The sequence below is a fragment of the Amycolatopsis eburnea genome, assembly GCF_003937945.1.
Taxonomy (GTDB): Bacteria; Actinomycetota; Actinomycetes; order Mycobacteriales; family Pseudonocardiaceae; genus Amycolatopsis; species Amycolatopsis eburnea.
On sequence record NZ_RSEC01000048.1, the window covers coordinates 192,738 to 217,424 of the forward strand.

Annotated in this window: 20 protein-coding genes; 9 read left to right on the forward strand and 11 right to left on the reverse strand. The window is 72.0% G+C overall.

Annotation, left to right across the window (positions count from 1 at the left end; genetic code table 11):
* Window positions 1-8: 8 nt before the first annotated feature.
* Complete coding sequence (locus tag EIY87_RS22360) at window positions 9-611, reverse strand: response regulator transcription factor (protein WP_125311323.1); 603 nt, start codon at window positions 609-611, stop codon at window positions 9-11.
* Entirely contained in the window at window positions 608-1,747 is a 1,140-nt protein-coding gene (locus EIY87_RS22365; protein ID WP_125311325.1) for a sensor histidine kinase, read from the reverse strand. The genes EIY87_RS22360 and EIY87_RS22365 overlap by 4 nt, the downstream gene beginning before the upstream one ends.
* A 108-nt stretch (window positions 1,748-1,855) precedes the next feature.
* Between EIY87_RS22365 and EIY87_RS22370 the strand changes: the two genes are divergently transcribed.
* The 3 genes from EIY87_RS22370 to EIY87_RS22380 are packed head-to-tail and all read left to right on the forward strand — an operon-like array spanning window position 1,856 to window position 4,931.
* Window positions 1,856-2,740, forward strand: coding sequence for an ABC transporter ATP-binding protein (locus tag EIY87_RS22370; protein ID WP_125311327.1), 885 nt, complete (start codon window positions 1,856-1,858; stop codon window positions 2,738-2,740).
* Window positions 2,741-2,751: 11 nt separating this feature from the next.
* Window positions 2,752-3,471: an ABC transporter permease gene (locus EIY87_RS22375; protein ID WP_125311329.1), complete on the forward strand. Its 720-nt coding sequence runs from the start codon at window positions 2,752-2,754 to the stop codon at window positions 3,469-3,471.
* Between the two features lie 26 nt (window positions 3,472-3,497).
* Entirely contained in the window at window positions 3,498-4,931 is a 1,434-nt protein-coding gene (locus EIY87_RS22380; RefSeq protein ID WP_125311331.1) for an alpha/beta hydrolase, read from the forward strand.
* A gap of 51 nt (window positions 4,932-4,982) precedes the next feature.
* On the opposite strand, the gene EIY87_RS22385 is transcribed toward EIY87_RS22380, so the two are convergent.
* Window positions 4,983-7,931 carry a trypsin-like serine protease gene (locus EIY87_RS22385; protein ID WP_125311333.1) on the reverse strand — a complete coding sequence of 983 codons (2,949 nt, stop codon included), beginning with the start codon at window positions 7,929-7,931 and terminating at the stop codon, window positions 4,983-4,985.
* Window positions 7,932-8,069: 138 nt separating this feature from the next.
* Window positions 8,070-8,939: an XRE family transcriptional regulator gene (locus EIY87_RS22390; RefSeq protein WP_125311335.1), complete on the reverse strand. Its 870-nt coding sequence runs from the start codon at window positions 8,937-8,939 to the stop codon at window positions 8,070-8,072.
* An 85-nt stretch (window positions 8,940-9,024) separates the two neighbouring features.
* Between EIY87_RS22390 and EIY87_RS22395 the strand changes: the two genes are divergently transcribed.
* From EIY87_RS22395 to EIY87_RS22405, 3 genes are all read left to right on the forward strand, one after another.
* Entirely contained in the window at window positions 9,025-9,912 is an 888-nt protein-coding gene (locus EIY87_RS22395; protein WP_125311337.1) for an XRE family transcriptional regulator, read from the forward strand.
* Between the two features lie 143 nt (window positions 9,913-10,055).
* On the forward strand, window positions 10,056-10,574 hold the full coding sequence (locus tag EIY87_RS22400; RefSeq protein ID WP_125311339.1) for a CHAP domain-containing protein: 519 nt from the start codon (window positions 10,056-10,058) through the stop codon (window positions 10,572-10,574).
* Between the two features lie 9 nt (window positions 10,575-10,583).
* On the forward strand, window positions 10,584-11,408 hold the full coding sequence (locus EIY87_RS22405; protein ID WP_125311341.1) for a poly(ethylene terephthalate) hydrolase family protein: 825 nt from the start codon (window positions 10,584-10,586) through the stop codon (window positions 11,406-11,408).
* A gap of 36 nt (window positions 11,409-11,444) precedes the next feature.
* On the opposite strand, the gene EIY87_RS22410 is transcribed toward EIY87_RS22405, so the two are convergent.
* The 7 genes from EIY87_RS22410 to EIY87_RS22440 form a co-directional block, all read right to left on the reverse strand.
* The gene (locus tag EIY87_RS22410; protein ID WP_225439985.1) at window positions 11,445-14,513 is read right to left on the reverse strand and encodes a TIM-barrel domain-containing protein; all 3,069 of its coding nucleotides are present in this window, start codon (window positions 14,511-14,513) and stop codon (window positions 11,445-11,447) included.
* Between the two features lie 271 nt (window positions 14,514-14,784).
* A complete protein-coding gene (locus EIY87_RS22415; protein WP_125311345.1) occupies window positions 14,785-15,570 on the reverse strand; it encodes a DeoR/GlpR family DNA-binding transcription regulator in 786 nt (261 codons plus the stop codon).
* 78 nt (window positions 15,571-15,648) lie between these two features.
* Window positions 15,649-17,502, reverse strand: coding sequence for a DUF5107 domain-containing protein (locus EIY87_RS22420; protein ID WP_125311347.1), 1,854 nt, complete (start codon window positions 17,500-17,502; stop codon window positions 15,649-15,651).
* Window positions 17,499-18,545 (reverse strand): ABC transporter ATP-binding protein, encoded by a 1,047-nt coding sequence (locus EIY87_RS22425; protein WP_125311349.1) that lies wholly within the window; start codon window positions 18,543-18,545, stop codon window positions 17,499-17,501. Before EIY87_RS22425 ends, EIY87_RS22420 begins: the two co-directional genes overlap by 4 nt.
* A 5-nt stretch (window positions 18,546-18,550) precedes the next feature.
* On the reverse strand, window positions 18,551-19,453 hold the full coding sequence (locus EIY87_RS22430; RefSeq protein ID WP_125311352.1) for a carbohydrate ABC transporter permease: 903 nt from the start codon (window positions 19,451-19,453) through the stop codon (window positions 18,551-18,553).
* Entirely contained in the window at window positions 19,434-20,390 is a 957-nt protein-coding gene (locus tag EIY87_RS22435; RefSeq protein WP_125311354.1) for a carbohydrate ABC transporter permease, read from the reverse strand. Before EIY87_RS22435 ends, EIY87_RS22430 begins: the two co-directional genes overlap by 20 nt.
* Entirely contained in the window at window positions 20,390-21,784 is a 1,395-nt protein-coding gene (locus tag EIY87_RS22440; RefSeq protein ID WP_125311356.1) for an ABC transporter substrate-binding protein, read from the reverse strand. The genes EIY87_RS22435 and EIY87_RS22440 overlap by 1 nt, the downstream gene beginning before the upstream one ends.
* Before the next feature lie 273 nt (window positions 21,785-22,057).
* On the opposite strand from EIY87_RS22440, the gene EIY87_RS22445 reads away from it, so the two are divergent.
* From EIY87_RS22445 to EIY87_RS22455, 3 genes are read left to right on the forward strand one after another with little or no spacing between them, the layout of a single operon-like run.
* On the forward strand, window positions 22,058-22,939 hold the full coding sequence (locus EIY87_RS22445; RefSeq protein WP_125311358.1) for an SIS domain-containing protein: 882 nt from the start codon (window positions 22,058-22,060) through the stop codon (window positions 22,937-22,939).
* Window positions 22,936-23,838, forward strand: coding sequence for a 1-phosphofructokinase family hexose kinase (locus EIY87_RS22450; protein WP_125311360.1), 903 nt, complete (start codon window positions 22,936-22,938; stop codon window positions 23,836-23,838). Before EIY87_RS22445 ends, EIY87_RS22450 begins: the two co-directional genes overlap by 4 nt.
* Window positions 23,838-24,686, forward strand: a complete 849-nt coding sequence (locus tag EIY87_RS22455; RefSeq protein WP_125311362.1) for a class II fructose-bisphosphate aldolase — start codon at window positions 23,838-23,840, stop codon at window positions 24,684-24,686. The genes EIY87_RS22450 and EIY87_RS22455 overlap by 1 nt, the downstream gene beginning before the upstream one ends.
* Window position 24,687: the final 1 nt, after the last annotated feature.

The window sequence follows — 24,687 nt, forward strand, 5'->3', positions numbered from 1 at the left end:
CCAACCGGCTACAGCCAGTCGTGCTCACGGGCGTACCGGGCCGCTTCGTGGCGGGTGCGGGTCTGGGTCTTCTGCATCGCGTTGGACAGGTAGTTGCGGACCGTGCCCTCCGCGAGGTGCAGCTGCCCGGCGATGTCGGCCACCGAAAAACCCTCGCGGGTCGCGCGCAGGACGTCCAGCTCGCGGTCGGTCAGCGGGCAGTCGTCGACGACGGCCAGCGCCGAGACGTCCGGGTCGATCCAGCGCTTGCCCGCGTGCAGGGTCCTGATCACCGAGGTGATGTGGGCCGGTTCCGCCGCCTTGCTGACGAACCCCTGGACGCCGAGCTTCAGCGCCTTGCGCAGCACGCCGGGGCGGGCGTGGCGGGTCAGCATCAGGATCACCTGCTCCGGCCGGGCCCGGCGGATCTTCTCGACCGCGCCCAGCCCGTCCACCCGGGGCATCTCGAGGTCGATGACCAGCACGTCCGGCCGGTGTTCGAGGGTGGCCGCGATCGCCGACTCGCCGTCGTCGGCCTCGGCCAGCACCGTGATCTCGCCTTCCAGCGGGAGCAACGCGGCCAGTGCCTTGCGCAGGAGGGCTTCGTCGTCGGCGAGCACCACCGTGGTCATCGTCGGGTCTCCTTCGGCGCGGGGAAGGCCGCCGCGGTGCGGAAGCGGCCGTCGGACTGCGAGACTTCCAGCTCGGCGCCGTGCTCGGCCAGGCGCTGCCGGAGCACCGCGAGCCCGCCCAGTTCGAGCGGGCCGGTGTCCGGGGCGCCGTCGTTGACGATCGCGATCCCGCGCCGGGTGAGCGTGATCCCCACCTGGCGGGCTTCGGCGTGCCGCAGGATGTTGGTCGTCGTCTCGCGCAGGACCTGGCCGAGCAGCTCGCCCGCGGCGGCGTCCACTTCGGACTCGCGCTCGACGCGGACGTGGATCCCCGCGGCCTCGAAGAGGTTCTTCGCGTTCTCCAGCTCGGCGGACAGGTTCAGCCGCCGCTGGGCGTGGGCGAGTTCCCTGGTCTGGACGATGGTGTCGCCGACCAGCTCGTGCACCTCGCGCAGTTCCTCGCGCGCCCGGTCCGGTTCGCGGTCCAGCAGCTTCTCGGCCAGCGCCACCTTCAGCTTCACTACGTGCAGGGTGTGGCCCTGGATGTCGTGCAGGTCGGACGCGAAGCGCACCCGCTCCCGCGTGACGGCGAGGTCCGCTTCGCGCTCGCGGGACTGTTCGAGTTCCGCGATCAGGTCGAAGAAGCGCTGGCTGACGAACATGAACGCGGTCGAGACCAGCATGGCGGCCGCGGGCACGGCGGCGAACTGGAACAGCCGCCAGCCGATCCGGTCGCCGTGCACGAGGACGTTCGCCGCGCCCAGCCCGGCGATCAGGACCGTCAGCCCGGCCAGCGCGGCGAGCCGGTGGCGGGGCAGCGGCGGGATGAGGTACGACCCGACGACGGACAGGCTGAAGAACGCGGCGGTGTCGTCGGTCAGCGACCCGGCCAGCGACACCACCGCGGTGACGGCCAGGCTCGGCCGCGCGACGCGCAGGTAGTCGCCCGCGGTCCAGCGTTCGGCGGTCGCGAGCGCCGCGACCAGCCCGACGACCTGGAGCACGACGTGCCACCAGGTCCGGGCGGTCAGCAGCAGCAACAGCACCCCGACGATCGCCAGCGGCGGGACGGTCGTGATCAGGTTCAGCCGGCGCAGCCGTTCCTGGACCTTCCCGCCGGTCCAGGACGTCCTGCGCGCGATCGTCGGCACCTCCACCAGCCGAGCGTATCCGGCTGAGCGGGCCGCACCAGTGACACCACGTCATGGATCCGGGTGACGCCGCCGCACTGCCGGGCCGCTCCGATCCACGCTGGAATCCGTGGCATGTCCACGACACCGGTCATCGACGTCGATCGCCTCACCCTCACCTACGGCGGCTTCCCCGCCGTGAAAGACCTTTCGTTCCAAGTGGATCGCGGGGAGCTGTACGCCCTGCTCGGCACGAACGGCGCCGGCAAGACCTCGACCCTGGAGACGGTCGAAGGCCACCGCGCGCCCACCTCGGGTGCCGTGCGGGTGTTCGGGAAGGACCCCCGCGACCGCGCCGCCGTCCGCCCGCGGCTGGGGATCATGCTCCAGGAGAGCGGGTTTTCCGCGGATCTGACCGTGCGCGAGACCGTCGGGCTGGTCGGGCGGCTCACCGGGCGGCACGACGACGCCGGGCGCCTGCTCGGCGTGGCCGGCCTCACCGGCAAGGCGGCCACCAGGGTCGGGCAGCTTTCGGGCGGGGAGAAGCGGCGGCTCGACTTCGCCACCGCCGTCTACGGCACGCCCGAGCTGGTCTTCCTCGACGAACCCACCACCGGCCTCGACATCCAGTCGCGGGACGCGCTCTGGGACGCCGTCGACCGGCTGCGCGAGGACGGCTCCACCGTCGTGCTCACCACGCACTACCTCGAGGAAGCCCAGCAGCGCGCCGACCGCATCGGGCTCATGCACCAGGGCACCCTGCACCGCGAAGGCACTGTCACCGAGCTGACCAGGACGCTGCCCTCGACCATCCACTTCGGACTCCCGCCGCACGCGCCGTCGCCGCCGCTGCTCGCCACGCGGGGTGTGGACGGCAAGTTCCTCGTCGAGACCTTCGGCCTGCAGAAGGACCTGCACACGCTGCTCGCCTGGGCGCAGGACCAGGCCGTGGAGCTGCTCGACCTGCAGGCCGGGCCGACGCGGCTCGACGACGTCTTCCGCGCCATCGAAAACTCCTGAGAGGACGAGCCATGTTGACGATCGCTCGCGGCGAGCTGATCCAGCTCTTCCGGAACCGGCTCGTGCTGGTCACCGCCCTGGTGCTGCCGGCGGCGCTCAGCGCGTTCTTCATCGCCCGGCACGACGTCTTCACCGAGGTGGGGAGCCTCGGCTACATCGCCACGCTGACGTTGTTCTTCGTGCTGGGCATCGGCCTCTACACCACGACGGTGACGACGCTGGCCGCCCGCCGCCAGAACCTGTTCCTCAAGCGGCTGCGCTCGACCGCGGCCGGCGACGCCGGGATCCTCGGCGGGCTGCTGCTGCCGGTCACCGCGATCGCGGTGGTCCAGATCGCCGTGCTGCTCGCGGTGCTGGCCGTGGTCACCGGGAGGCCGGCGAACCCGCTGCTGCTGGCCGCCGCCGTCGTGGCCAGCGTGGTGATGATGCTCGCGCTGGGCCTGGCCACGGCCGGGCTGACGAACTCGCCAGAACACGCGCAGGTGACCACGCTGCCGGTCAGCGTCGGCGTGATCGCGGTGGCCGGCTGGGTCGGGCTCACCGGCACCGGCGAACTGACGCTGCTCAAGCGCCTGCTGCCCGGCGGATCCGCGGCCGAGCTGGTGCTCGACGCGTGGAACGGCGGGAAGCCCGCCGCCGATTCCCTGCTCCTCTTCGCCCCGACCCTCGCCTGGGTCTTCGTCGCGGTCGTGCTCGCGACGCGCCTCTTCCGCTGGGAACCGCGCCGCTGAGCGCGGTGCGAACGAAAGGAATTCCGATGCGCAAAGCCTTGCTGGTGGCCGCGATCGCCGTGCTCGGCGCGACGACCGCCGTCCCCGCCGCCTCCGCCGCACCGGCCACTGTGGACTGGGGAGCGTGCCCGGCCGGGGCGTTCCCGACGCCGGACCTGCAGTGCACGACGATGAAGGTCCCGCTGGACTACCGGGAGCCGGACGGGCGGACGATCGACGTCGCCGTGTCGCGCCTGCCGAGCAAGAACCCGGCGAAGCGGCGGGGCGTGCTGCTGACCAACCCGGGCGGCCCCGGCGGCGGTGGCCTGGACTACCCGCAGCTGCTGAAGTACGTGAAGCTGCCCCAGGAAGTGCTCGACGCCTACGACATCATCGGGTTCGACCCGCGCGGGGTCGCGCACAGCACGCCGGTGACGTGCGACCTGACACCGGAGCAGATCGCGGTCGGCAACCTGCCGTACGCGAACGGCCCGGCCGACGTCGTGAAGCAGGCCGCGCTCGCGAAGAGGGAAGCCGCGCAGTGCGCCGGGTCGAAGACCGGGTCGCTGCTGCCGTACCTCACCACGGCGAACACCGCGCGGGACATGGACCGCATCCGGACGGCGCTCGGCGAAGCGAAGGTGTCGTTCCTGGGCGCGTCCTACGGGACCTACCTCGGCGCGGTGTACACGACGCTGTTCCCCGGGCGCAGCGACCGGGTCGTGCTGGACAGCAGCCTCGGGCCGGGCGGCTACGACATCGACGCGATGCGCGGCTTCGGGCGGGGCATGGAGGACCGGTTCCCCGACTTCGCGGCCTTCGCGGCGAAGCACCCGGAGTACGGGCTGGGCACGACGCCTTCGCAGGTCACGGCCAAGTTCCACGAGCTGGCCGCGCGGCTGGACCGCACGCCGGTAGACGGCATCACGGGCTCGGTCTTCCGCGGCCTGACGTTCGAAGGCCTGTACTCGACGGACCTCACGAAGCTCGCCGAGGACTGGCAGGGGCTCGAGCAGGGCCGGGCCCCGAAGCCGCCGTCGGAACCGGTGACGGGGGTGGAAAACCTGCTGGCGTCCCGGTTCGCGGTGATCTGCGGCGACTCGGCGTGGCCGCGCTCGATCGCGAGCTACCAGCTGGACGTCGCGGTCGACCGCGTCCGGTACCCGCTGCTCGGCGCGGCGAGCGCGAACATCGCGGCGTGCGCGTACTGGGCACCGCCCGCCGAGCCGCGGGTGCGGATCACCGACCACGGCCCGGCGAACGTGCTGATGGTGCAGAACCAGCGTGACCCGGGCACGCCGTTGTCCGGCGCCCGCAAGCTGCGCGCGGCGTTCGGCGAGCGCGCCCGGATGATCACGATCGACCAGGGTGGGCACGGGGCCTACCTGTTCACGCCGAGCAAGTGCGGGAACACCCTCGTGACCGGCTACCTGGTGAGCGGCAAGCGGCCGGCCGACACGTTCTGCGCCGCGGGAAGCTGATCGTGGGCGGCGGTGCCACCCCGTCCCCTGGGGTGGCACCGCCTCTTCGGGTCAGCCGAAGACGAACCAGAAGAACGCCGCGGTGGCCTTCTTCCCGGCCGCGTCGGTGACCGTGACCGTGACTTGCCTGCTGTCCGCGCGCGACGGCGTCCCGGACACGACGCCGCTCGCCGCCTCGAGGGTCAGGCCGGGAGCCAGTGCCGTCGACGACCACCTGTACGGCGTCGCACCGCCGGAGGCCTGCAGTGGCAGGTTCACCGCCTGGCCCACGCGGCTGTTCTGCGTGCCCGGGTTGGCGAGCTTCAGCTCCGCGGTCGGGCCGCCGGTGACCGTCAGGCTGTAGTGCGCCGTCTGCGTGGACTTCGCGCTCCGGCCGGAGATCGTGACGTCGTAGGTCCCGGCCGGGCTGCTCGCGCTGGTGGTGATGGTGAGCGTCGAGTGCCCGCCGACGTCGAGGCTCGCCGGGCTGAACGCCGCCGTCGCGCCCGAGGGCAGGCCCGACGCCGACAGGGTGATCGCGCCGGACGGCGGCGGGGTGTCCCCGCCCGGCAGGTGCGGGGCGATGTCGGCCGCGTAGGTCGAGACCCGGGCGTACACGGCGTACCAGTCGCACGAGGTCGACATCCACGAGAACACGCCGACGACGGTGTTGCCGACCAGGTACGGGCCGCCGCTGTCGCCGACGCACGCGCTCGCGTGGTGGTCGGCGTAACCCGTGCAGAGCATCGCCGGCGTCTTGTACTCCTCCTGTCCCTGGTTGTCGGTGTACTTGCCCTTGCACGCGCTGTCCGCGACGACCGGGATGTCGGCCTGGCGCAGCACGGTGCTGTAGGTGTTGGCGGCGGTCTGCCCCCACCCGATCGACAGGCCCTTCGTGCCCGCGCCGTCCAGGTTCGGGTCGGTGTTCAGCTTCGGGTAGGTGATCCCGACCGGGACCGGCACGTCCTTGTCGAGGGTGACGACCGCGATGTCCGCGCCGATCCGCCAGTCCGTGTAGTCCGGGTGGACCCACTGCGACGCGATTTCCGCGGTGGTGCCGGTGTCCTTCGTCAGGTCGTCGGCGCCGTAGACGAACCACTTGTGGCCGGCCTTCTCCAGCAGGCAGTGCGCGGCCAGCAGCACGGTGTGCGGCCCGAACAGCGTGCCCGTGCAGGACTGCTGCCCGGGGAAGGCCGAACCTTCGCGGCGCATCGAGATGATGAACGGGTGGGCGGCCGTCGTCGTGGGGGTGCCACCGACGATGCCCGAGGACGCCGGAGCGGCCGCGGTGACCGTCGTGCTCACCGAACTCCCCGCGGCGACGCTGCCCGAGGCCGGCGAGGCGGACAGCGTGAAGTCGCCGGTGGGCGGCGGGGTGTCCCCGCCGCCGAGCAGTTTCGCGCCCAGTGCGTCGGCCTTGGGCGAACCCCAGCCGGTGCACAGGTCGTAGCCGGTGCCGGCGTTGTAGGTGCCGTTGCCGCCCGATGTCACGTCGTGGAACGTCGAGGCGTAGTCGGCCGAACCGGCGATCTTGTAGATGTTCGGGTTCAGCTGCCCGAGCCGGGATTTCCCGCCGCCGAGGGACTTCTGGTTCAGCATGGCGACGTAGCCGGCCCACAGCGGGGAGGACAGGCTGGTGCCGCCGACGTCCTGCCAGCCGCCGTTCATGTACACCGAAAGCGCGCCGGCGCCGTAGTCGGCCAGCAGCGAGACGTCGGGCACCGAGCGGTACTGGTTGGTGCCGGGCTGCCAGTCCGGGCGGGCGTAGATCTTCGAATAGCCGCCGCCCGAGCGCGTGTTGCCGCTGCTGCCTTGGTTCCAGCACGACTCGGCCTGCCAGGTGCCCGCGCTGTCGGACGTCCGCAGCTGCGTGCCGCCGACGCCGGTGAACAGCGGGTCGCTGGCCGGGAAGTCGGCCTGGATCGTGCGGTTGTCCCCCTGGTAGCCACAGCCGGTGGCGCCCCAGTCGCCGGACGCCGAGAGCATCGTCACGCCCTGGGCGGCGAGCTGCGTGTAGGAGTCGTGCGAGGCCGCGATCGGGTCGGCTTCGCAGATTTCGCCGTTGAGCCAGGACCCCGACAGGATGGTGATCTTGTTGTCGGAGGCGATCTTCGCCATCTCGTGCACCCACGCCTGGTCGGAGTTGGGCGCGGAGTAGACGACCTGCTTCGCCTTCGGCGCGGTGGCGGCGACGGCCTGGATGTCGAGCGTGACCTCCAGCTGGTCGCTGCCGGGGTTCGGCACGCCGCCGTCGACCTTCACGAGCTCGGGCGTCACGGCCGGCTGCTTGAAGTACTGCGTCCAGGCGTCGATGTCGGCCTGCTTGAAGGTGTCGAACTCGATCAGCCCGACGGTCTCGCCCGAGCCGTCGTAGCTGCCGGACAGGCCGGTCATGCTGTAGGCGGTCCGCAGCTGGGCCGGGGTGTAGCCGCCGCCCGGTCCCCCGGGGCCCGCGGGTGACCCCGCGCGGTGCGCGGCGGGCCGGTTCGTCAGGCCGGTGACCCCGCGGACGAGGGTCGCGACGTCGGCCGGGACCGCGACACCCTTGGTGGCGTTGAAGAACCGGGTCCCGGTGGCCGCGCGGAAGCCGGAAAGGGAAGTCGTGAAGGCGCTTTCCACCGCGGCCGGCGGGCCGGACGCCGTGACGACCTGCCGGTTGCCGGTGACGTCCTCGACGCGCAGCCCCTTGCCGGTCAGGTAGTCCCGCACCCGGTCGACCGACGCCTGCGCCGGGCCGAACCGCTCGGTGTACTCCGTGGCGCTCAGGTAGCGGTGGTACAGCGGGGAAGCCGGGTCCGCCGTGGCGGCGACGTACTTCTCGGCACCGGCCGCGTCGCGGGGCTTCAGCGCCACGGAGACGGTGACGCGCCCGGGCAGCGCCGAGGAGTCGGCGGTGGCGCCGGCCGGGACGGCGGGTGCCGTGCCCAGCGGGACGAGCGGGGGTGGGGCCGCCGCGGCCTGTGGTGGGGAAAAGGCCGCCGTCGCCAGGAAGGCGGCCACGAGCAGGGAAGGCTTTCGCATGGGCTGCTCCGGGTGTGAGGAGGGAAACCGCTCCACGCACGCTAAGAACGCCGTCGCCGGTGGCTCCAGCGGAAGTGGAAACCCCGCCCCGGCCACGGGAAAGCCCCAGGTCGGGCGCCCGCGTCCACAGAATTGCCGCTACCACGTCCAGCTGGTGCCGACGATCCCGGCGCGCAGGTCGCGCGCCGCCAGCGTCACGGCGTGGTCCGCGCCCAGCCGCAGCCGTTCGACGTGCCGGCGGGGCGCGGCGAGGTCGCGCTGGACGAACCGGCGCACGCACGACGGCGCGTCCCGGCCGAACCGGAGCTCGCAGGTGTAGAGCGACGTCGGCCGGGTCAGCCGGCGGTGGTAGCCGTGCACCGCCCGGCCGGGCGGGAACACCAGCTCGTACGCCACCGCGGCGACGTCGCCGGCGGCCAGCTCGCGGTCGAAGACCAGCTCGCCGACCACCAGCCCGGTCGCGGTGTCGGCGCGGGTGCGGCCCAGCCGGCAGCAGTCCACGGCGGCGAACCGCGGCGCGCGGCGGGCGAGGTCTTCGGTCTGGTAGTAGGTCAGCATCCGGGTCACGCCGTCGACGGCGGCCTCGGCGACCAGCCGCACGCGCAGCCGGCGCTCCTGGCGTTCGTCCACCACCAGCTGGTCGTGGACCGACCAGAGCCGCAGCTGGTCCTCCGGCGGCGGCTTGAGCTCCAGGGAGACCGGCCGGACGGACAGCCACAGCCGGCGCCGTTCCCGCAGCGGCGCGCGCGGCAGCGGGGGCGACGGCCGTTCCCCCGGGCCCAGCAGCGCCGTCAGCGTGCCGGGCGCCAGGTCCAGCACCTCCTCGAGCTCGACGACCGCCCGCAGCGACGTCTCGCGCCCGGGCCGGGAGCGCCCGTGCCGCCAGTACGCCAGCGCGCTGCGCGAAACCGGCACCCCACGGGCGGCGAGGTGCTCGCGCAGGCGGTCCAGGGTCAGGCCCGCGTCGCTGATGGCCGCGTCGAGCGCGCCGGCGAACGATTCGTCCACCTCCCCACCTTCACCGGCGGCGCGCGGTCCGGACCAGCGCCTTTAGTCGGTTCCGAAACCCGGCGCGGGTGATCATCCTGGAGGGGTGACTCGGTCGCTTCCGGGATCGTTCGCGGTCACGCTGGACGCCGCGATCGACGAATCCGGGCTGTCGCTCGATCGGCTCCAGCACCACCTGGCCGCGCGGGGAGTGCGCCTGTCGCGCTCGGCGCTGTCCTACTGGCGACGGGGTCGCTCGCAGCCCGAACGCGAGACGTCGATGGTCGCCGTCACGCACCTGGAAGCGGTGCTGGGCCTGGCGGCGGGCACGCTGACCTCGCGGCTCGGGCCGAAGGCCCCGCGGGGTCGCTGGCTGGGCGAGCCCGCGTGCCGGATCGAGCGCCGCCGGCTGTGGCCGGAGCTGCGGGCGCTGTCCGGTGAGCTGAAACCGCCGCCGGACGGCCAGGTGTCGTTCTGGTCGATCCACGACCGCATGCTGCTCGACGAACGCGGCGGCGAGCGCGCCCTGCAGGTCAGGATGGTCGCCGAAGCGGCCGTCGACGGCGTGGACCGGATGATGACCTACTACCAGGCGGACGGGCCGCTGACCGCCGACCCGGCCTACCACCGCGTCCGGTTCGCCCGGCTCGGGCGGGTCGGCGTGGACCGCGGCACCGGCATGGTCGCCGGCGAGCTGCGCCTGGACCACCCGCTGGCCCTGGGCGAGGTGGCCGTCGTGGAGTACGAGATCCGGTTCCCGCCCGGGCCGCCCATCGACCACTACCACCGGCGGTTCACCCGCCCGGTGCCCGAGTACGTCTGCCAGGTGCACTTCGGCCCGCGCGTACCCGGCAGCGTCCGGTCGTTCGAACAGCGCGGGCTCGGCGGCCCCGAGCACCCCGGCACGCCGTTGCCGGTCGGCGCCACCCACGTGGCCACGCTGGCGCTGCGCGACGTCCGCCCCGGCATCCGCGGCGCCGGCTGGCGGTGGTGACCGCAATTCTGTGAACACCACGGCCCGACCAGGGGTTTCGGGACAGCCAGAGCGGGTCGTCCACAAAGGTCTGGGCCACTGCTGATCTTGCTCCTACCGTCGGTCGGGTCTTCTCCTCCCCCGCACCGGAAAGGGGCACCACCATGCGCCGAACCCTGCTCACCTTCGCCGCCATCGCCGCCATCGGGATCTCCGGCACCGCAACCGCCACCGCCGCGCCCGCCACCCGGCCGACGTCGATGGCGGCCGAGTTCGGCACCGTCCCGGCCGCCGCCACCGCGAGCACCATCGGCGACATCTATCCCGCGAAGTGGCGCAACGTCCCGCAGGACTCCGTCGTCGACGACTGGAACATGTACAACCGCGAGTGCGTCTCGTGGGCGGCGTTCAACATCGACCGCCACGGCGAAAGCGCGAACAACTACGGCGACGCGAAGTACTGGGACGACAACGCCCGCAACGACGGCTACCGCGTCGACAACACGCCGACCGTCGGCTCGATCGCGCAGACCGACAACGGGCAGTACGGGCACGTCGCCATCGTCGACAGCGTCCACGGCGGCACCGTGACCGTCGAGGACTACAACTGGACCGGCGACGGCCACTACCTCGTCCACGACGTCAGCACGTCGTCGTTCCGCTACATCCACTTCTACGGCTGAGGCCCGGTCATGAGCCCGTTGAGCCGGCGGCTCTTCCTCACGACCACGGCGGTGGCCGTCGCGGTCGGCCTCGCACCGCACCTGGCCACCGCGTCTTCGGTGGGTGCCCGCGACTACGAACTCGCGGGGCCACACCGGAGCGCCAAGGCGGCCGGCGACACCGCCCACACCCTCTACTACCCCGCCGACATCGCCTCGGCCCCCGGCAAGCACCCGGTGCTGATCTGGGGCAACGGCACCGGCGCGACCGTCGAGCAGTACGAGGCCCTGTTCACGCACCTGGCGAGCTGGGGGTACGTCGTCGTGGCGGCGAACACCGGGCAGTCCGGCTCGGGGAAGGAAATGCTCGACGGCGCGAAGTACCTCATCGCCGAGAACGCCCGCCAGGGCAGCGCTTTCCACGACCGCGTCGACACCTCGGCGATCGCGGCGGCGGGACACTCGCAGGGTGGCGGCGGTGCCATCGCGGCCGGGGCCGACCCGCTGGTCAAGACCACGATCCCGGTCATGCCCGGGCCCCAGGGGAACGTGAACAGCCTGCACGGGCCGGCGTTCTTCGTGTCCGGGCAGGCGGACATCGTCGTGCCGGCGCCGTACGTCCACGCGCGGTTCCTGGCGTGCGACCAGGTGCCGGCGGTGTACGCCCAGCTGAAGGGGGCGACGCACTTCCTGCAGGGCGACACCCGCTACCGGCTGATCGGCGCGATCACCGCGTGGCTGCAGTACCGGCTGGCCGGTGACCCGGCGGCGAAGAGCGTCTTCGCCGGGAACGAGCCGGGGCTGAAGCAGGACACCGGTGGCTGGTCGGCGTTCGAGCAGAACGCCCGGGCCTGAGAAGGCGGGCGCCGTCCGCGGACGGCGCCCGCTCTCTCACGCGATGCCGGTGGCGAACACGTGCAGGGCCGAGTTCGACGGCAGGGTCACCGCCACCACCTCCTTGCCCGCGGTCAGCGGGACGGAGTTCGCGAACACCCGGTACGGCGTCGTCGGGTACGCCGGGCCGGTGCGGGTGTTCTTGCCCAGCACGGTCGCCACGGTGGTCGCGCCGTACTGGGCCGGGTCGGCGCAGCACCAGTTCGGGACGCCGACGTCGGCCTGGCTGGTGGTGCCGTCCGCGTACTGGACGAACACCGTGCCCTTCGCCGTCCCCGTGCCGGTGGCGGCGAGCACCAGCTTGGTGCCCGCGCCCCGGACGGCGATGGTCTGGCCCGCGGCCACGGCGTTGTCCGCCTTGCCGGTCCCGGCGTCCGGCCAGGTCAGCGTCGCGCCGTTGGCGGTGAACGCCGCGCCCGGTTTCAGGCCCGCTTCCGCCAGGCCCTCCGCGCGGAAGCTGCTGCCGCCGCCGTCGAGGTCGCCCGCCGTCACGTGGGCCGCGTCCGTGACGCCGACGTTGCCGTACGCCGCGGCCAGGGAGGCGTACGGGACGGTGACGGTCGCCGAGTCCGTGACCTGGTGCGCACCCAGCCGGGCCTGGTAGGACGCGGTCGCGGTGACTTGGTAGTCCGCCGGTTTCAGCCCGGCGTCCGGCGTCAGCTTGACCGGGACGCGCACCGTCTGGCCAGGCAGGACGAGCTTCGGCGCGGCCGGGACTTCGGCCTGGAAACCGTTGCCCTGCACCGCAAGACGCACGTCCCGGACCGGCAGCGGGGTGCCGTTGGTGAAACCGAGCGTGCCGGTCACGGCCTGGCCCGCCGCGGCCACCACCGGCACGGTCAGCGCCACCGAGCCGTTGTCGTCCTCGGGGAAGAAGCCGCCGACCGCGCTGGTACCGGAGAGCCGGACGTCCTGGCGGTCGCCGAGCTGTCCGGTCTTCACCCGCACGACACCCTTGCCCGCCGGGTCGTACCACCAGCCCGAGGACGCCTTGTCGAGGTCGGCCTTGCTGCCGTATTCGCGCAGCACCGACGTGCCCGCCTGAACGGCACCGGGCTTCGATCCCGTGTGGACGGTCAGCAGGTAGTTCCGCGCGGCCGGCTTGCCCGCGTAGGTGCCGGTGCTCGCGCCGATCCCGACGGTCACCGTGCCCGGGCCGGATTGCGGCGCGTCGACAGTGAACGTCTGCTTCGCCTGCTCGCCGCGCTGGTAGCCGCGGGTCACGCCGTCGTCCTCGGTGAGCGTGAAGCTCCCGTGCCCCTGCGGGTAGACGTCGAGGTCGAGTTCGCCCTTGTCCCGGGTCTGCCACGACTTCGTGCCCTCGGCCCACATCGGGACGACGGCCCCGGCGCGGACGAACAGCGGCAGCGTGTCGAGCGGGGCGTCGTAACCGTCCACTGTGGTGGGCCCGGTGTAGGTCTTGCCGCTCCAGTAGTCCACCCACGTGCCCTTGGGCAGGTAGATGCCGTTGCGCACGTTGGCCTTCTCGTACACCGGCGCGACGAGGAAGTCCGTGCCGGACAGGAACTCGTACTTGGCCTTGTCCGTCCAGACGTTCGGATCGTCCGGGTACTCCAGCGCCAGCGGCCGGACCTGGCCGACGCCGGTCTGGTGCGCCTGCGCGGAATAGCTGTAGGTGTAGGGCAGCAGCCTTTCCTTGAGCAGCAGGTACTTGCGGTTGATCGAGGTGTAGGGCTCGCCCTGGCGCCACGGCTGCTTGTCCGACGACGCCCAGCCGTCCATCGTCATCGCGGCGGGCAGGAACGTCTTCCACTGCAGGTCGCGGACGTAGGTCTGCGGGCTGCCGCCGAAGATGCCGTCGATGTCGCCGGTGTTGTAGGCGATGCCGGACGTCGTCGCGCCCGCGTACGTCGGGATCTGCCACTTGATGTAGTCGTAGGAGCCGGCCTGGTCGCCGCTCCACAGGACGCCGCAGCGCTGCGCGCCGGCCCAGCTCACCGGCTGCCAGACGAACCCGCGGGCGTCGCTGTTGTCCTCGATGCCCTTGTAGGCGGTGTCGCAGGCGTCGAGCGCGAACTGGTAGCCCGGGCCGACCCAGGCGACGTCCAGCTTGCGCACGCGCACGCCGGCCTTGACCTCTTCGGCCTGGTTCGGCACACCGTCTTCGGTCCAGAGGCCGAGCTGCATGTTGTTCTTCCGCAGGCCCTCGCCGGTCTGCTGCAGGTTTTCGTAGCCGCAGCCGTAGCCGTCGTTGACCAGCATCCAGCCGTTCGGCATGCCGTTCTGCGTGTAGCCCTCGGCGATCTTCACCGCGTCGAGAGTGTGCCGCTCCCCGCGGTTCGCGTTGTGCAGGTAGCAGTCGGAGTCGCCGGTTTCGAGCCCGTAGATCGGCGGCAGGAACGGCTTCCCGACGAGGTCGGTGTAGCCGGAGACGACGTCCTTCAGGCCGTTGCCGACGACGTAGGTGGCGTCGAAGCGGCGCTCGTCGTGCGTGGTCTTGACCGGGCTGGTGAAGGAGTAGCTGCCGGGCGCGAAGGTGTTGCGCAGCACGCCGTAGCCCGCGGTCGAGGCGTAGAACGGCTGCGAGTTGGGCGCGCCGCCGTCGTTCCAGTTGTCGTCGGCGAAGATCTTGATCGTCTGGTCGCGGTGGCTGAACCGGCCGTTCTGCTCGCCGCCGCCGACGAACTGCTCGGCCGCGCCCCTGGCCAGGGTTTGCGTGGTCGTGGTGCCGGTCCAGGACAGCGGCGCGGCTTCGGCCCAGCGCTGCGTGCGGTCGGCGCCGTCGTAGAGGGCGAACGTCAGCGGGTGCTTGTAGGCCCGCAGGGTCGCCTGGGGCGTGGAAATGGCCCAGTAGGCGCCCTTGTCGACGCGCTGGGGTGTCGCCGGGGCCGTGGTCTTCGGCAGGACGATCTTGTGACCGGCCGGGTCGGTGAAGTTCCCGTCGGGGGCGAGCCAGATCCGGACGGCGCTCGCGGCCGGGAAGCTCACGCGGACCGCGGCGGCTCCCGACTTCAGCGTGATCACCGGGCCGTCGGTGGAGAGGCCGGTCAGGTCACCGAGACGGCCCGACGGCTGGGCGTCCGCGTACGCCGCGGTGGGCGCCAACCCGAGGGCTGCGGTCGCGGCTAGACAGGTAAGCGATTGCGCAAGTCTGTTCATTAACGACACCTTTCGCGCACTAACACGCATGATGTGCTCTGTATAGCGCACGCTTCGCGCAGTGTCACCCGCCGAAAGGTGCATAGGCCGAAGGACACCTGGCCCGGCGGCTCGAGGTCTTGAATGACTCATTCAGGACCTCCGAAGACCTGAATGAGTCATTCAAGACAGCGGGGCCCGCCCCTGCCCGAGCCCTGGCGGCGGCGAGGAACCGGGCTCAGACAGCTTGGACCGCGACTCCGGCGGCCTCGAACGCCCGGAGGGCGTCCGGGTCGGCGTCGGTGTCCGTGACCAGCGCGTGCACCTGCGTCGTCTCGCAGATGCGGGCGAACGCGCGGCGGCCCAGCTTGGAGCCGTCCGCCACCGCGACCACGCGCTCGGCGCGCTCGACCATCAGGCGGTTGATGCTGGCCTCGCCCTCGTGGTGGGCGAACGCGCCCGCGTCCGGGTCGAACGCGTCCACGCCGAGGAACAGCAGGTCGATCGTCAGTTCACTGAGGACCCGCGTGGCCAGCGGGCCGCTCAGCTCGAACGACTGCGGCCGCGCGACGCCGCCGGTGACCACGATCTTCACGTTCGGGCGGACCGCCAGCTCGTGCGCGATGTTCAGCGCGTTCGTGACGACCGTGAGGCCCGGGGCATCGCCGCGGCCGGACAGGTCCGGGCGCATGGCCAGCGCCCGTGCGACGCCGGCGGTCGTGGTGCCGCCGTTCAGGCCGACCACCATGCCCTTCGCGGCGAACGCGGCCGCGGCGGTGCTGATCCGCTGCTTCTCCGGCACGTGCCGCGCGGTCTTGTAGCGCAGCGGCAGGTCGTAGGCGAGGTCGTTCGCGACCGCGCCGCCTCGGGTGCGCGTGAGCAGCTGCTGTTCGGCCAGGTGGTCGAGGTCGCGGCGGATCGTGGCGGCGGAGACGTCGAGCTCCGCGGCCACGTCCTCGACGTCGATCTTTTCCCGCTGCCCCAGCATGTCCAGCAGGGTGCTCAAGCGTTCGTGCCGGGCCATCGCGGTACTCCCTAGTTCACTCTCGGCCAGCAGTATGCTGCATCGCCGTCGTCCGCCGCGCCCCGGCACGCCGCGTCACTACTTCATCCGGAAGTCGTACGCCGCCGGCATCGGGTCCGCCGAGAGCGCTTTCCAGGTGTCCGAAAGGGATGTCTCGCCTTCGCGGATGTTCGCGACCTCGAATCCCGCGTCGAACACGGCCTTCGCGCCCGCGCGGTCCCCCGCCGCGAGCCGGGTGAGCGCCGTCAGCAACGCGAGCCGCCCGTCGGGTCGTTCGGGCAGCAGCGAAACCGGGGCGTGCCCGGCCGCGAGCTGCGCCGACACCGCCTCGACGAGCAGCGGCCGCACGTCCGGCGCCAGCTCCAGCGCCCGGCGGTACCACCGCGCCGATTCCTCGACGTCCGAGCCGGCGACGGCGAGGTTGCGCGCCGCCCAGGCGTTCTCCTCCGCCGCTATCGACGACAGCCACGCTTCCCGCGCCGCTTCCCGGTCACCGGCCGCCCAGCGGGCGACACCGCGGTGGTACCACGTCAGCCAGGTGTCCGCCGTGTACTCCAGCAGGTCGGCCCAGTACCGGTTGACCAGCGTCGCGGGCGGCGGGACCCGCGGATCACCCTGGGGCACCTCGCCGTCCAGCAGGTCCAGCCACGGCCGCTGCTCCGGTCCGAGCGTCTCCTTCGGGAACGGCGTGCCCGGCAGGCACGCCACCATCCGCAGGGTTTCCAGCGCGCCCCAGCCCGAACCGGTGGCGAGCAGCTCACCCGGGTCGGCGTCCGCGACCTTCTGCCACGCGCGGTGCCGCGCGGCCAGCACGTCGGCGGACGGCAGGCCCGTGACGGCGTCCGTGGCGGCCCGCCAGTCTTCTCCGTGCACCGCCGCCGGGTCCGCCGTCACCGGGCCGTACGCCTCCAGCCAGTCCCACGCTTCCCCCGGTGGGAGGCGCAGGTGCTCCAGCTGCGTGCGGGCCAGGCCCGCCTGGATCTCCAGGTAGCCCGTCTCCGCGCCCGGCGCGAGCCACTCCTGCCAGTGGCGCCCGCCCGCGGATTCGCCCCACAGGAACAGTTTCCGGCCGCGCAGCCGGGCGGTCGACGCCTGCCCGAGTCCGGCGCCGGTCTCGTCGACCGCCGCGATCCACGGGCGATCCGAGGCCACCTCGAAGAAGTAGTCCGCGGCCGCGGAAGCCCGTGCCGGATAGGTCAGCTCGCCGGGTACGTCGACGAGGTCGAGCCGCCCCGAATACCCGTAGTGCCACGCCTGGTCCGCGGGCACGAGCACCCGCGTCGACGCCGTCTGCGGCACGGCGGTGTTCGACCACCAGTAGACCGGGACGTCGTGGGAATGCGGGTTGCGGATCCGCACGCCGACGAACAGGTGCTCCGAGTCCTCGGGCAGCCAGAAGTCCAGCTGGTACGGCAGGTCCCGGGTGCGTTCCCACTCCCACAGCCGCAGCACGGGCGTCCCGTCCGGGCCTTCGACGGCGGCGGCGAACATCGGCGCGCAGGTCAGCGTCGTGTGCCCGGTGCTGCCGAGGTTCCACTCGACGCCGCCGGCGAACCACGCGTCCCGCAGCGCGAGGTTCGCGGGCTGGAACACCGGGTTCCGGTACAGCAGCTCGCGTCCGGACGGCTGGTGCACCAGTGACCAGAGCCGCCCGCCCAGCGACGGCAGGATCGTCGCGCTCAGGTGGTCGTTCTCCAGCACCAGCGCGGGCAGTTCCCGGACCTCGCGGTCGCGCGTGTAGCCGTCCTGCAGGCGGCACGGCAGCACGGTGTCGAGCCGTCCATACGCGAGCCCGGCCGCCAGGTCGGCGGGCAACTCGTCCACATTGGACACCGATGCCACGGCTTCCGGCTTCACCAGCGGGGGCAGCGGGTTCTCCGGCCCCAGCTCGGCCGCGGGCAGGGTGAGCGACGTCCGGCGCAGCCCGGTCATGCGTCCGGCAGCCTTTCCCCGGTGGCCGCGTCGAACAGGTGGACCGCGGCCGGCTGCGGCGTCAGCGTGATCGGCTCGCCGCGCTGCCACGGCGCCATGCCCGGCGTCCGCACGGTCAGCACCCGCTCCCCCGCGCGGCAGTAGAGGTACTGGTCGCTGCCCAGTTCCTCCACCACTTCGACGACGGCTTCGTAACCGCCCGCGCCGAGCGTCCAGCCCTCCGGCCGGACCCCGACGACGAGGCCGGGGCCGGTGAGCGCGGAGCGCTGCGCCGGGGTCAGCGGCACCGGCGCCTCGTCCACCTTCGTCTCCAGCAGGTTCATCGACGGCGAGCCGATGAACCCGGCCACGAACACGTTGGCCGGCCGGGAAAAGAGGCCGATCGGGGTGTCGCACTGCTGGAGCACGCCGTCGCGCAGAACCGCGACGCGGTCCCCCATGGTCATCGCCTCGACCTGGTCGTGCGTGACGTACAGCGTCGTGATGCCCAGCCGCCGCTGCAGCGACGCGATCTGCGTCCGCGTCTGCACCCGCAGCTTGGCGTCCAGGTTGGACAGTGGCTCGTCCATCAGGAACACGCTCGGCTCGCGCACGATCGCGCGGCCCATCGCGACGCGCTGGCGCTGCCCGCCGGACAGCTTGGCCGGCTTGCGGTCCAGGTACTCCGTCAGGTCGAGGACGGCGGCGGCCTCCCGCACCCGGCGCTCGCGCTCGGCCTTCGGCATCTTGGCCAGCTTCAGGTGGAAGCCGATGTTCTCCCCGACGGTCATGTGCGGGTAGAGCGCGTAGTTCTGGAACACCATCGCGATGTCCCGGTCCTTCGGCGCGAGTTCGGTGACGTCGCGGTCGCCGATGTGGATGGAACCTTCGTCGACGCCCTCCAGCCCGGCCAGCATCCGCAGCGTCGTGGACTTGCCGCAGCCGGACGGGCCGACCAGGACGAGGAATTCGCCGTCTTCGACGTCGAGGTCGAAGCCGTCGACGGCCGGGCGGTCCACCCCGGCGTAGAACCGGGTCGTGGCCCGGAAACTCACGGTGGCCATTGCTCCTACTTTCCGGCGCCGAGGGTCAGGCCGGTGATGATCCGGCGGGCGAGCACGAGGTACAGCACGAGCATCGGGAGCACGACGATCGCCACGCCGGCGATCAGGCCGCCGTACTCCGACTGGTAGCTCGCTGCGCCGTAGAAGGTGAACAGCGCGCGGGAGAGGGTGAAGTGCGCCTGGTCCTTGAGGAACACGATGGCCAGCAGCGTCTCGTTCCACAGGCCGATGGCGTTGAGCGTCAGCGCCGTGATCAGGCCGCCGCGGGCGAGCGGCAGCATGACCGCGAAGAACGTCCGGGCCGGCGAGGCGCCGTCCAGCGACGCCGCCTCCTCCAGCTCGTCCGGCAGCGAGCGGAAGAAGCCGGTCAGCAGGAACACGGTGAACGGAATCGACAGCGCGACGTACAGCAGGAAGAGCCCGTACTCGTTGTCCAGGTGGATCCGGCTGAGCACCACGAACAGCGGGATGATCACGGTCTGGAACGGCACGCCCATGCCGATCGCCACGACGTTCGTCAGCGGCCCGGACCCGCGCACGCCGAGCCGGGTCAGCGCGTACGCGCACGGCGCGGAGACGGCGACGGTCGCGACCGTGGCGAGGCCGACCAGGACCACCGTCGTCAGCACGGCGTCGCCGAACCCGGCGTTGGTCCACGCGTAGACGAAGTTCCGGAACGGCTTGCCGACGTGGAACCACTGGTACGGCAGCGCGAACGGCTTCGTGAAGATCTCCACCGGCGTCTTGAACGCCGCCGTGAGCAGCCAGTACAGCACCAGGACGTTGCCCGCGGTGAACGCCCAGACGATCACCGAGCCCAGCAGCCGCAGCGGGCTGAACCGCCGTGCGCCCGGGGCCGGGCGCGGCTTGCGCGGAGCCCGGCGGACCTCAGAACTGGATCGCGTCACGGCGCATCACCCGCCTCAGCAGCACGACCAGGATGGACACCAGCGCGATCATCGCCACCGCGCACGCGCACGCCGCCCCGAAGTCCGGCGTGCCGTTGGAGCCGAAGGTCCGGTCGAAGACGTAGATGCCGAGCGTCCACGCCTGGTTCGGCGGGGCGTACGTGCCCGGCCCGGCCAGCACGAAGACCAGCTCGAAGATCTTCAGCGCGTTGATCGTCCACAGCACCCCGGCGACGCCGACGACGTCCCACGTCATCGGCAGCGTGATGTTGCGGAACTTCTGCCACGGCGACGCCCCGCCCAGCTCGGCGTCTTCGTAGAGGTACGGCGGGATCCGGTCGACCGCGGCCATCAGGATCGTGATGTAGAAACCGGAGCTGGCCCAGATCAGCGACGCCGTCACGACGCCGGTCACGTTGGCCGGGGCCAGGAACTTGGCCGCGTCCGCGCCGGCGTGCTCGAGGACGTAGTTCGCCAGGCCCTGCTTGCCCGGCTGGTACTTGAACACGAACCCGAGGAACATCCCGAGCGCCACCGGCGCGACGATGTTCGGGAAGAACAGGATGGCGCGCACGACCTTGCCGCCGCGCATGTCCCGCAGCACCATGGTGAACAGGAACGCGAGCGCGAACGTGCCGACGCCGCCGGCGAAGACGTAGACCAGCGTGTTGCGGAAGGCGTACTGGAACGAGTCGCTCGCCCACATCTGCGTGTAGTTGGTGACGCCGTTGGGCTTCGGCGTGTCCCCCGCGCCGGCCCAGCTGGTGAAGGACAGCACCACGGTCCCGATCGTCGGCAGCACCAGGAAAGCCAGGTACAGCACCAGCGCGGGCGCGGCGAACGGCCAGAACAGCCGCCTCTTGCGGCGCAGGTGCGCGCCGCCGGCGGCACGGGCCCCCTGAGCCCGTGCCGCCGTCGTCGTGGTGAGCGTGGCCATCAGCCCTGGTTCTTCCAGAACTCGGCGCCCTTGGCCGCGAGCTGGTCGACGAACTGCTCCGGCGTCAGCTGGCCCTTGAGCAGCGCGGTGTCGGCGGGGTCGAAGACGTCGGTCTGCCACTTGCCGCCGGCGATGCCGTCGATCCCGTCGTACTGCAGGACGTGCTCCTTCTTCGGGTCGTCGAGCGCGGCCTTGACCTGCTTGAGGTCGTCCGGCACGGCGAGGTCGGCGCGTGGCACGAGGTTGTCGGCCACCGCCGGGATGCCGGAGAGGATGTCCTTGTTGAGGAAGTAGGCGATGAACGCCTTGGCGGCCTCGGCGTGCTTGGCCTTCTTCGTCACGGCGAACCCGATCGACATCTGCTCGACGGTGTCGTGCGTGGCGCCGGCGGGCATCGGGAACTGGAAGGAGCCGTAGTCGATCTTCGTGCCGGCACCCTGTTTGTCCAGGTACTCACGGGTTTCGCTCGGCGCCCAGGTGCCGACGTAGAGGTAGCGCGAGTCGCCGTCCGCCCAGCGCTGCTGCACCTGCGGGAACTTCGCCGCGTCCCAGCCGTCGATGAAGTACTTGGGCAGCTTCGCGGTTTCGGTGGCGGCCTTGAGGAAGCCGGGCTCGGTCTTCCACGCCTGGCCGGTCTTGTCGGTGGCGGCCTTGTTCAGCCCGCCCGCGCCGACGTACCGCTCGGCGAGCTGGGTGAAGAAGTACATGTTGTAGAACGGGATGTCGCCGTCCTGGCTGATCGCCGCCTTGCCGTCGGCCTTCGCCTTGTCGAACAGCGCGAGCAGGTCGTCCATCGTCTTCGGCTGCTGGACGTCACCCGCGGAACCCTTGTTGTACCACCAGGCGCTCGACTGGACGGTGTACGGCACCATGAAGTTCTGGCCGGTCTTGTCCTTGTTCTGCGGGAAGTCGTAGGAGCTCTTCGAGAGCACGTCCCGGACCGTCTTGTCGCCCTCGCCGACCTTCATCGCGAAGACGTCGTCGAGACCCTGCGTGCCGCCCGGGGTCATGATGGCCGCGCCGACCTTGCTGACGTCCTGGTCGAACAGGTCCGGCACCGCGTCGGTGTTCAGCGCGGGCACCAGGTTCTGCGTGTAGGCCTTGCGTCCCAGCCACTGGACGTTCACCTTGACGCCGGTCTTCTCCTGGAAGCACTTGAACGCCTTCTGGAGCACCTTGCCCTGGGGCTCGTCGGCGGTCCACATGGCCCAGTAGGTGAACTCCTTGTCCGTGGCCGGCTTGACGCCCGCTTCCGGGCAGGGCGCGTTCAGGTACTGGTCGACCCCGGGCAGGGCGTTCTCGCCGGTCCCGCTGCCGGTGTCCGCACCCCCGCCGCACCCGGCCAGCAGGAGGGACACCCCCGCCGTCAACGCCATGAGCTTGCTCCGCCGCATATCGCCACCGCCCGCATCGATGAGGAACACGCCATCTGCGCGTTGCTGCGCAGTTTTAACACCTTTCGAGCACTTGTCAACACCGAGCTGCCGTCGCCGTCCCCGGGCCAAAGTCCGAGGTGCCCGGGTGATCAGGCACGTAACCACACCTCGGGACCTGCGCGCACCTCGACGCATCCACTGCGCGCAAGTGATCGATTGACACGTTGACGTTGCACAAACTTGCATCTACCGTGACAGGTGTTGCGCACAACCGGCACGGATGGGGAGTTCATGAGCGGGACCTTCATGGCTGCGGAGATCGCCAGCCAGCCCGGCTGCTGGCGGGAAGCGGGTGCGCTGGCCGCGACGAACGAAGGGCGGCTGCCCGCGGCGGGCGCCCGGGTGGCGATCGTCGGCTGCGGCACCTCGTGGTTCGTCGGCCAGGCCTACGCGGTGCTGCGCGAAACCGCCGGGCTCGGCGAGACCGACGCGTTCGCCGCGTCCGAGTTCCCGGTGGGCCGCGGCTACGACCACGTGCTCGCGCTGACCCGCTCGGGCACCACGACCGAGGTGCACACCCTGCTCGCGAAGCTGCGCGGCCGGGCGAAGACCACGGTGATCACCGGCGTGCCGGGCGAAGTCGCCGGCACCGCCGACGCGATCGTCGACCTGTCCTCGGTGGACGAGCGCTCGGTCGTGCAGACCCGGTTCGCCACCACGGCGCTGGCCATGCTGCGGGCGCACCTCGGCGAGGACCTGACCGACGTCGTCGCGCAGGCCGAGCGGGTGCTGGCCGAGCCGCTGCCGGCCGAGCTGACCGGCGCGGAGCAGTTCAGCTTCCTCGGCACCGGCTGGTCGATCGGCATCGCGAACGAGGCCGCACTCAAGTTCCGCGAGGCGTGTCTGCTGTGGACCGAGTCCTACCCCGCGTGGGACTACCGGCACGGCCCGATCAGCATCAGCGAGCCGGGCCGGGTGACCTGGATGTTCGGCACCGCGCCCGAGGGCCTCGCCGACGACGTCCGGCAGGCGGGCGGCACGTTCGTCCAGAGCGGTCTCGACCCGCTCGCCGACCTCGTCCGCGCCCAGCTCGTGGCCGGGGCGATCGCCCGCCGGAAGGGCCTCGACCCGGACAACCCGCGCAGCTTGACGCGGTCCGTCGTGCTCACATGATCGTCACCGTGACGCCGAACGCCGCGCTCGACGTCACGTACACGGTGGACGGCCTGGTGCCCGACGCCGTGCACCGGGCGCGCGACGTCCGGCACCGGGCGGGCGGCAAGGGCGTCAACGTCGCCCGCGTGCTGCACGCGCTCGGCGCCGACGTGCACGCGATCGCCACCGCCGGCGGGCCCACCGGGTCCGCGCTGGCCGCGGAGCTCGGCGCGGCGGGGCTGGCCGCGGAGCTGGTCCCGATCGGCGGCGAAACCCGCCGGACGACCACCGTGCTGTCCGCTGTGGACGGTTCGGTGACCCTCTTCAACGAGCCGGGCCCGGCGGTGACCGCGATGGAGTGGGCACTGCTGACCGAGCGCGTCCGCCGCCGGGACCCCGAGGTGCTGGTCTGCGCCGGCAGCCTGCCCCCCGGGGCGCCGGCCGACGGCTACGCGCGGCTGATCGAGGGCCGGAAGTCCGTTTTGGACACCTCCGGCCCGGCCCTGCTGGCCGGGCTGGCCGGGCGGCCCGCCGTCGTCAAGCCCAACGCGGCCGAACTGCGCGAGGTCACCGGGCTCGACGACCCCGCGCGGGCCGCCCGCGAGCTGATGCGGGCCGGCGCGGGCGCCGTCGTCGTCTCCCTGGGCGCCGACGGGCTGCTCGCGGTCACGCCCGCGGGCACCTGGCGGGCGACCCCGTCCGGCCCGCTCAGCGGCAACGCCACCGGCGCGGGGGACGCCGTCGTCGCGGCCCTCGCGCTCGGGCTGAGCCGGCTCGAGCCGTGGCCGGAGATCCTGCGGCGGGCCGTCGCGCTGTCCGGCGCGGCGGTGCTCGGGCCGCTGGCCGGCGACGTCGACCTCGCGCACTACCACCGGGAGCTGGCCGCCGTGCGCGTCCGGCCGGAACAGGAGTCCTGATGCCTCTCGTCAGCACCGGGGAGATCGTCGCGGAAGCCGCGGCGGCCCGGCGCGGGTGCGGTGCCTTCAACGCGATCCAGCTCGAACACCTCACCGCGATCGTCGAAGGCGCGGCGCTGGCCGGCGCGCCGGTGATCGTGCAGCTGAGCCAGAACGCCGTGCGCTACCACGGCGCGCTGGCCCCGATCGGCGGCGCCGCGCTGGCCACCGCCCGGGCGGCCGAGGGACGCGTCGCCGTGCACCTGGACCACGCCGAATCCCGCGACCTGGTGCGGGAAGCCGTCGCGCTCGGGTTCGGCTCGGTCATGTTCGACGCGTCCAAACTGGACTACGCGGACAACGTGCGCGAGACGCGGGAAGTCGTCGCGTTCTGCCACGACCACGGCGTCTGGGTGGAAGCCGAGCTGGGCGAAGTCGGTGGCAAGGACGGCGTGCACGCCCCGGGCGCGCGCACCGACCCGGACGAGGCGGCGGAGTTCGCCGCGGCGACCGGCGTCGACGCGCTCGCCGTCGCCGTCGGCAGCTCGCACGCGATGCTCACCCGCGACGCGGCACTCGACTTCGACCTCATCGCCCGGCTGCGCTCACGAGTCCCGGTGCCGCTGGTGCTGCACGGCTCGTCCGGGGTGTCCGACGAAGGCCTGGCCGAAGCGGTCCGGGCGGGGATGACGAAGGTCAACATCGCCACGCAGCTCAACAAGGTCTTCACCGCGGCCGCCGCGGGCGACTGGCGCACGCACCCCGAGCGCGTGGACCCGCGCCGCTACCTGGGCGCGGGCCGCGACGCGGTGACGGCCGAGGTACGCCGCCTCCTCGGCGTCCTCGGCCTGTCCGCGCTCCCCCGCTGAA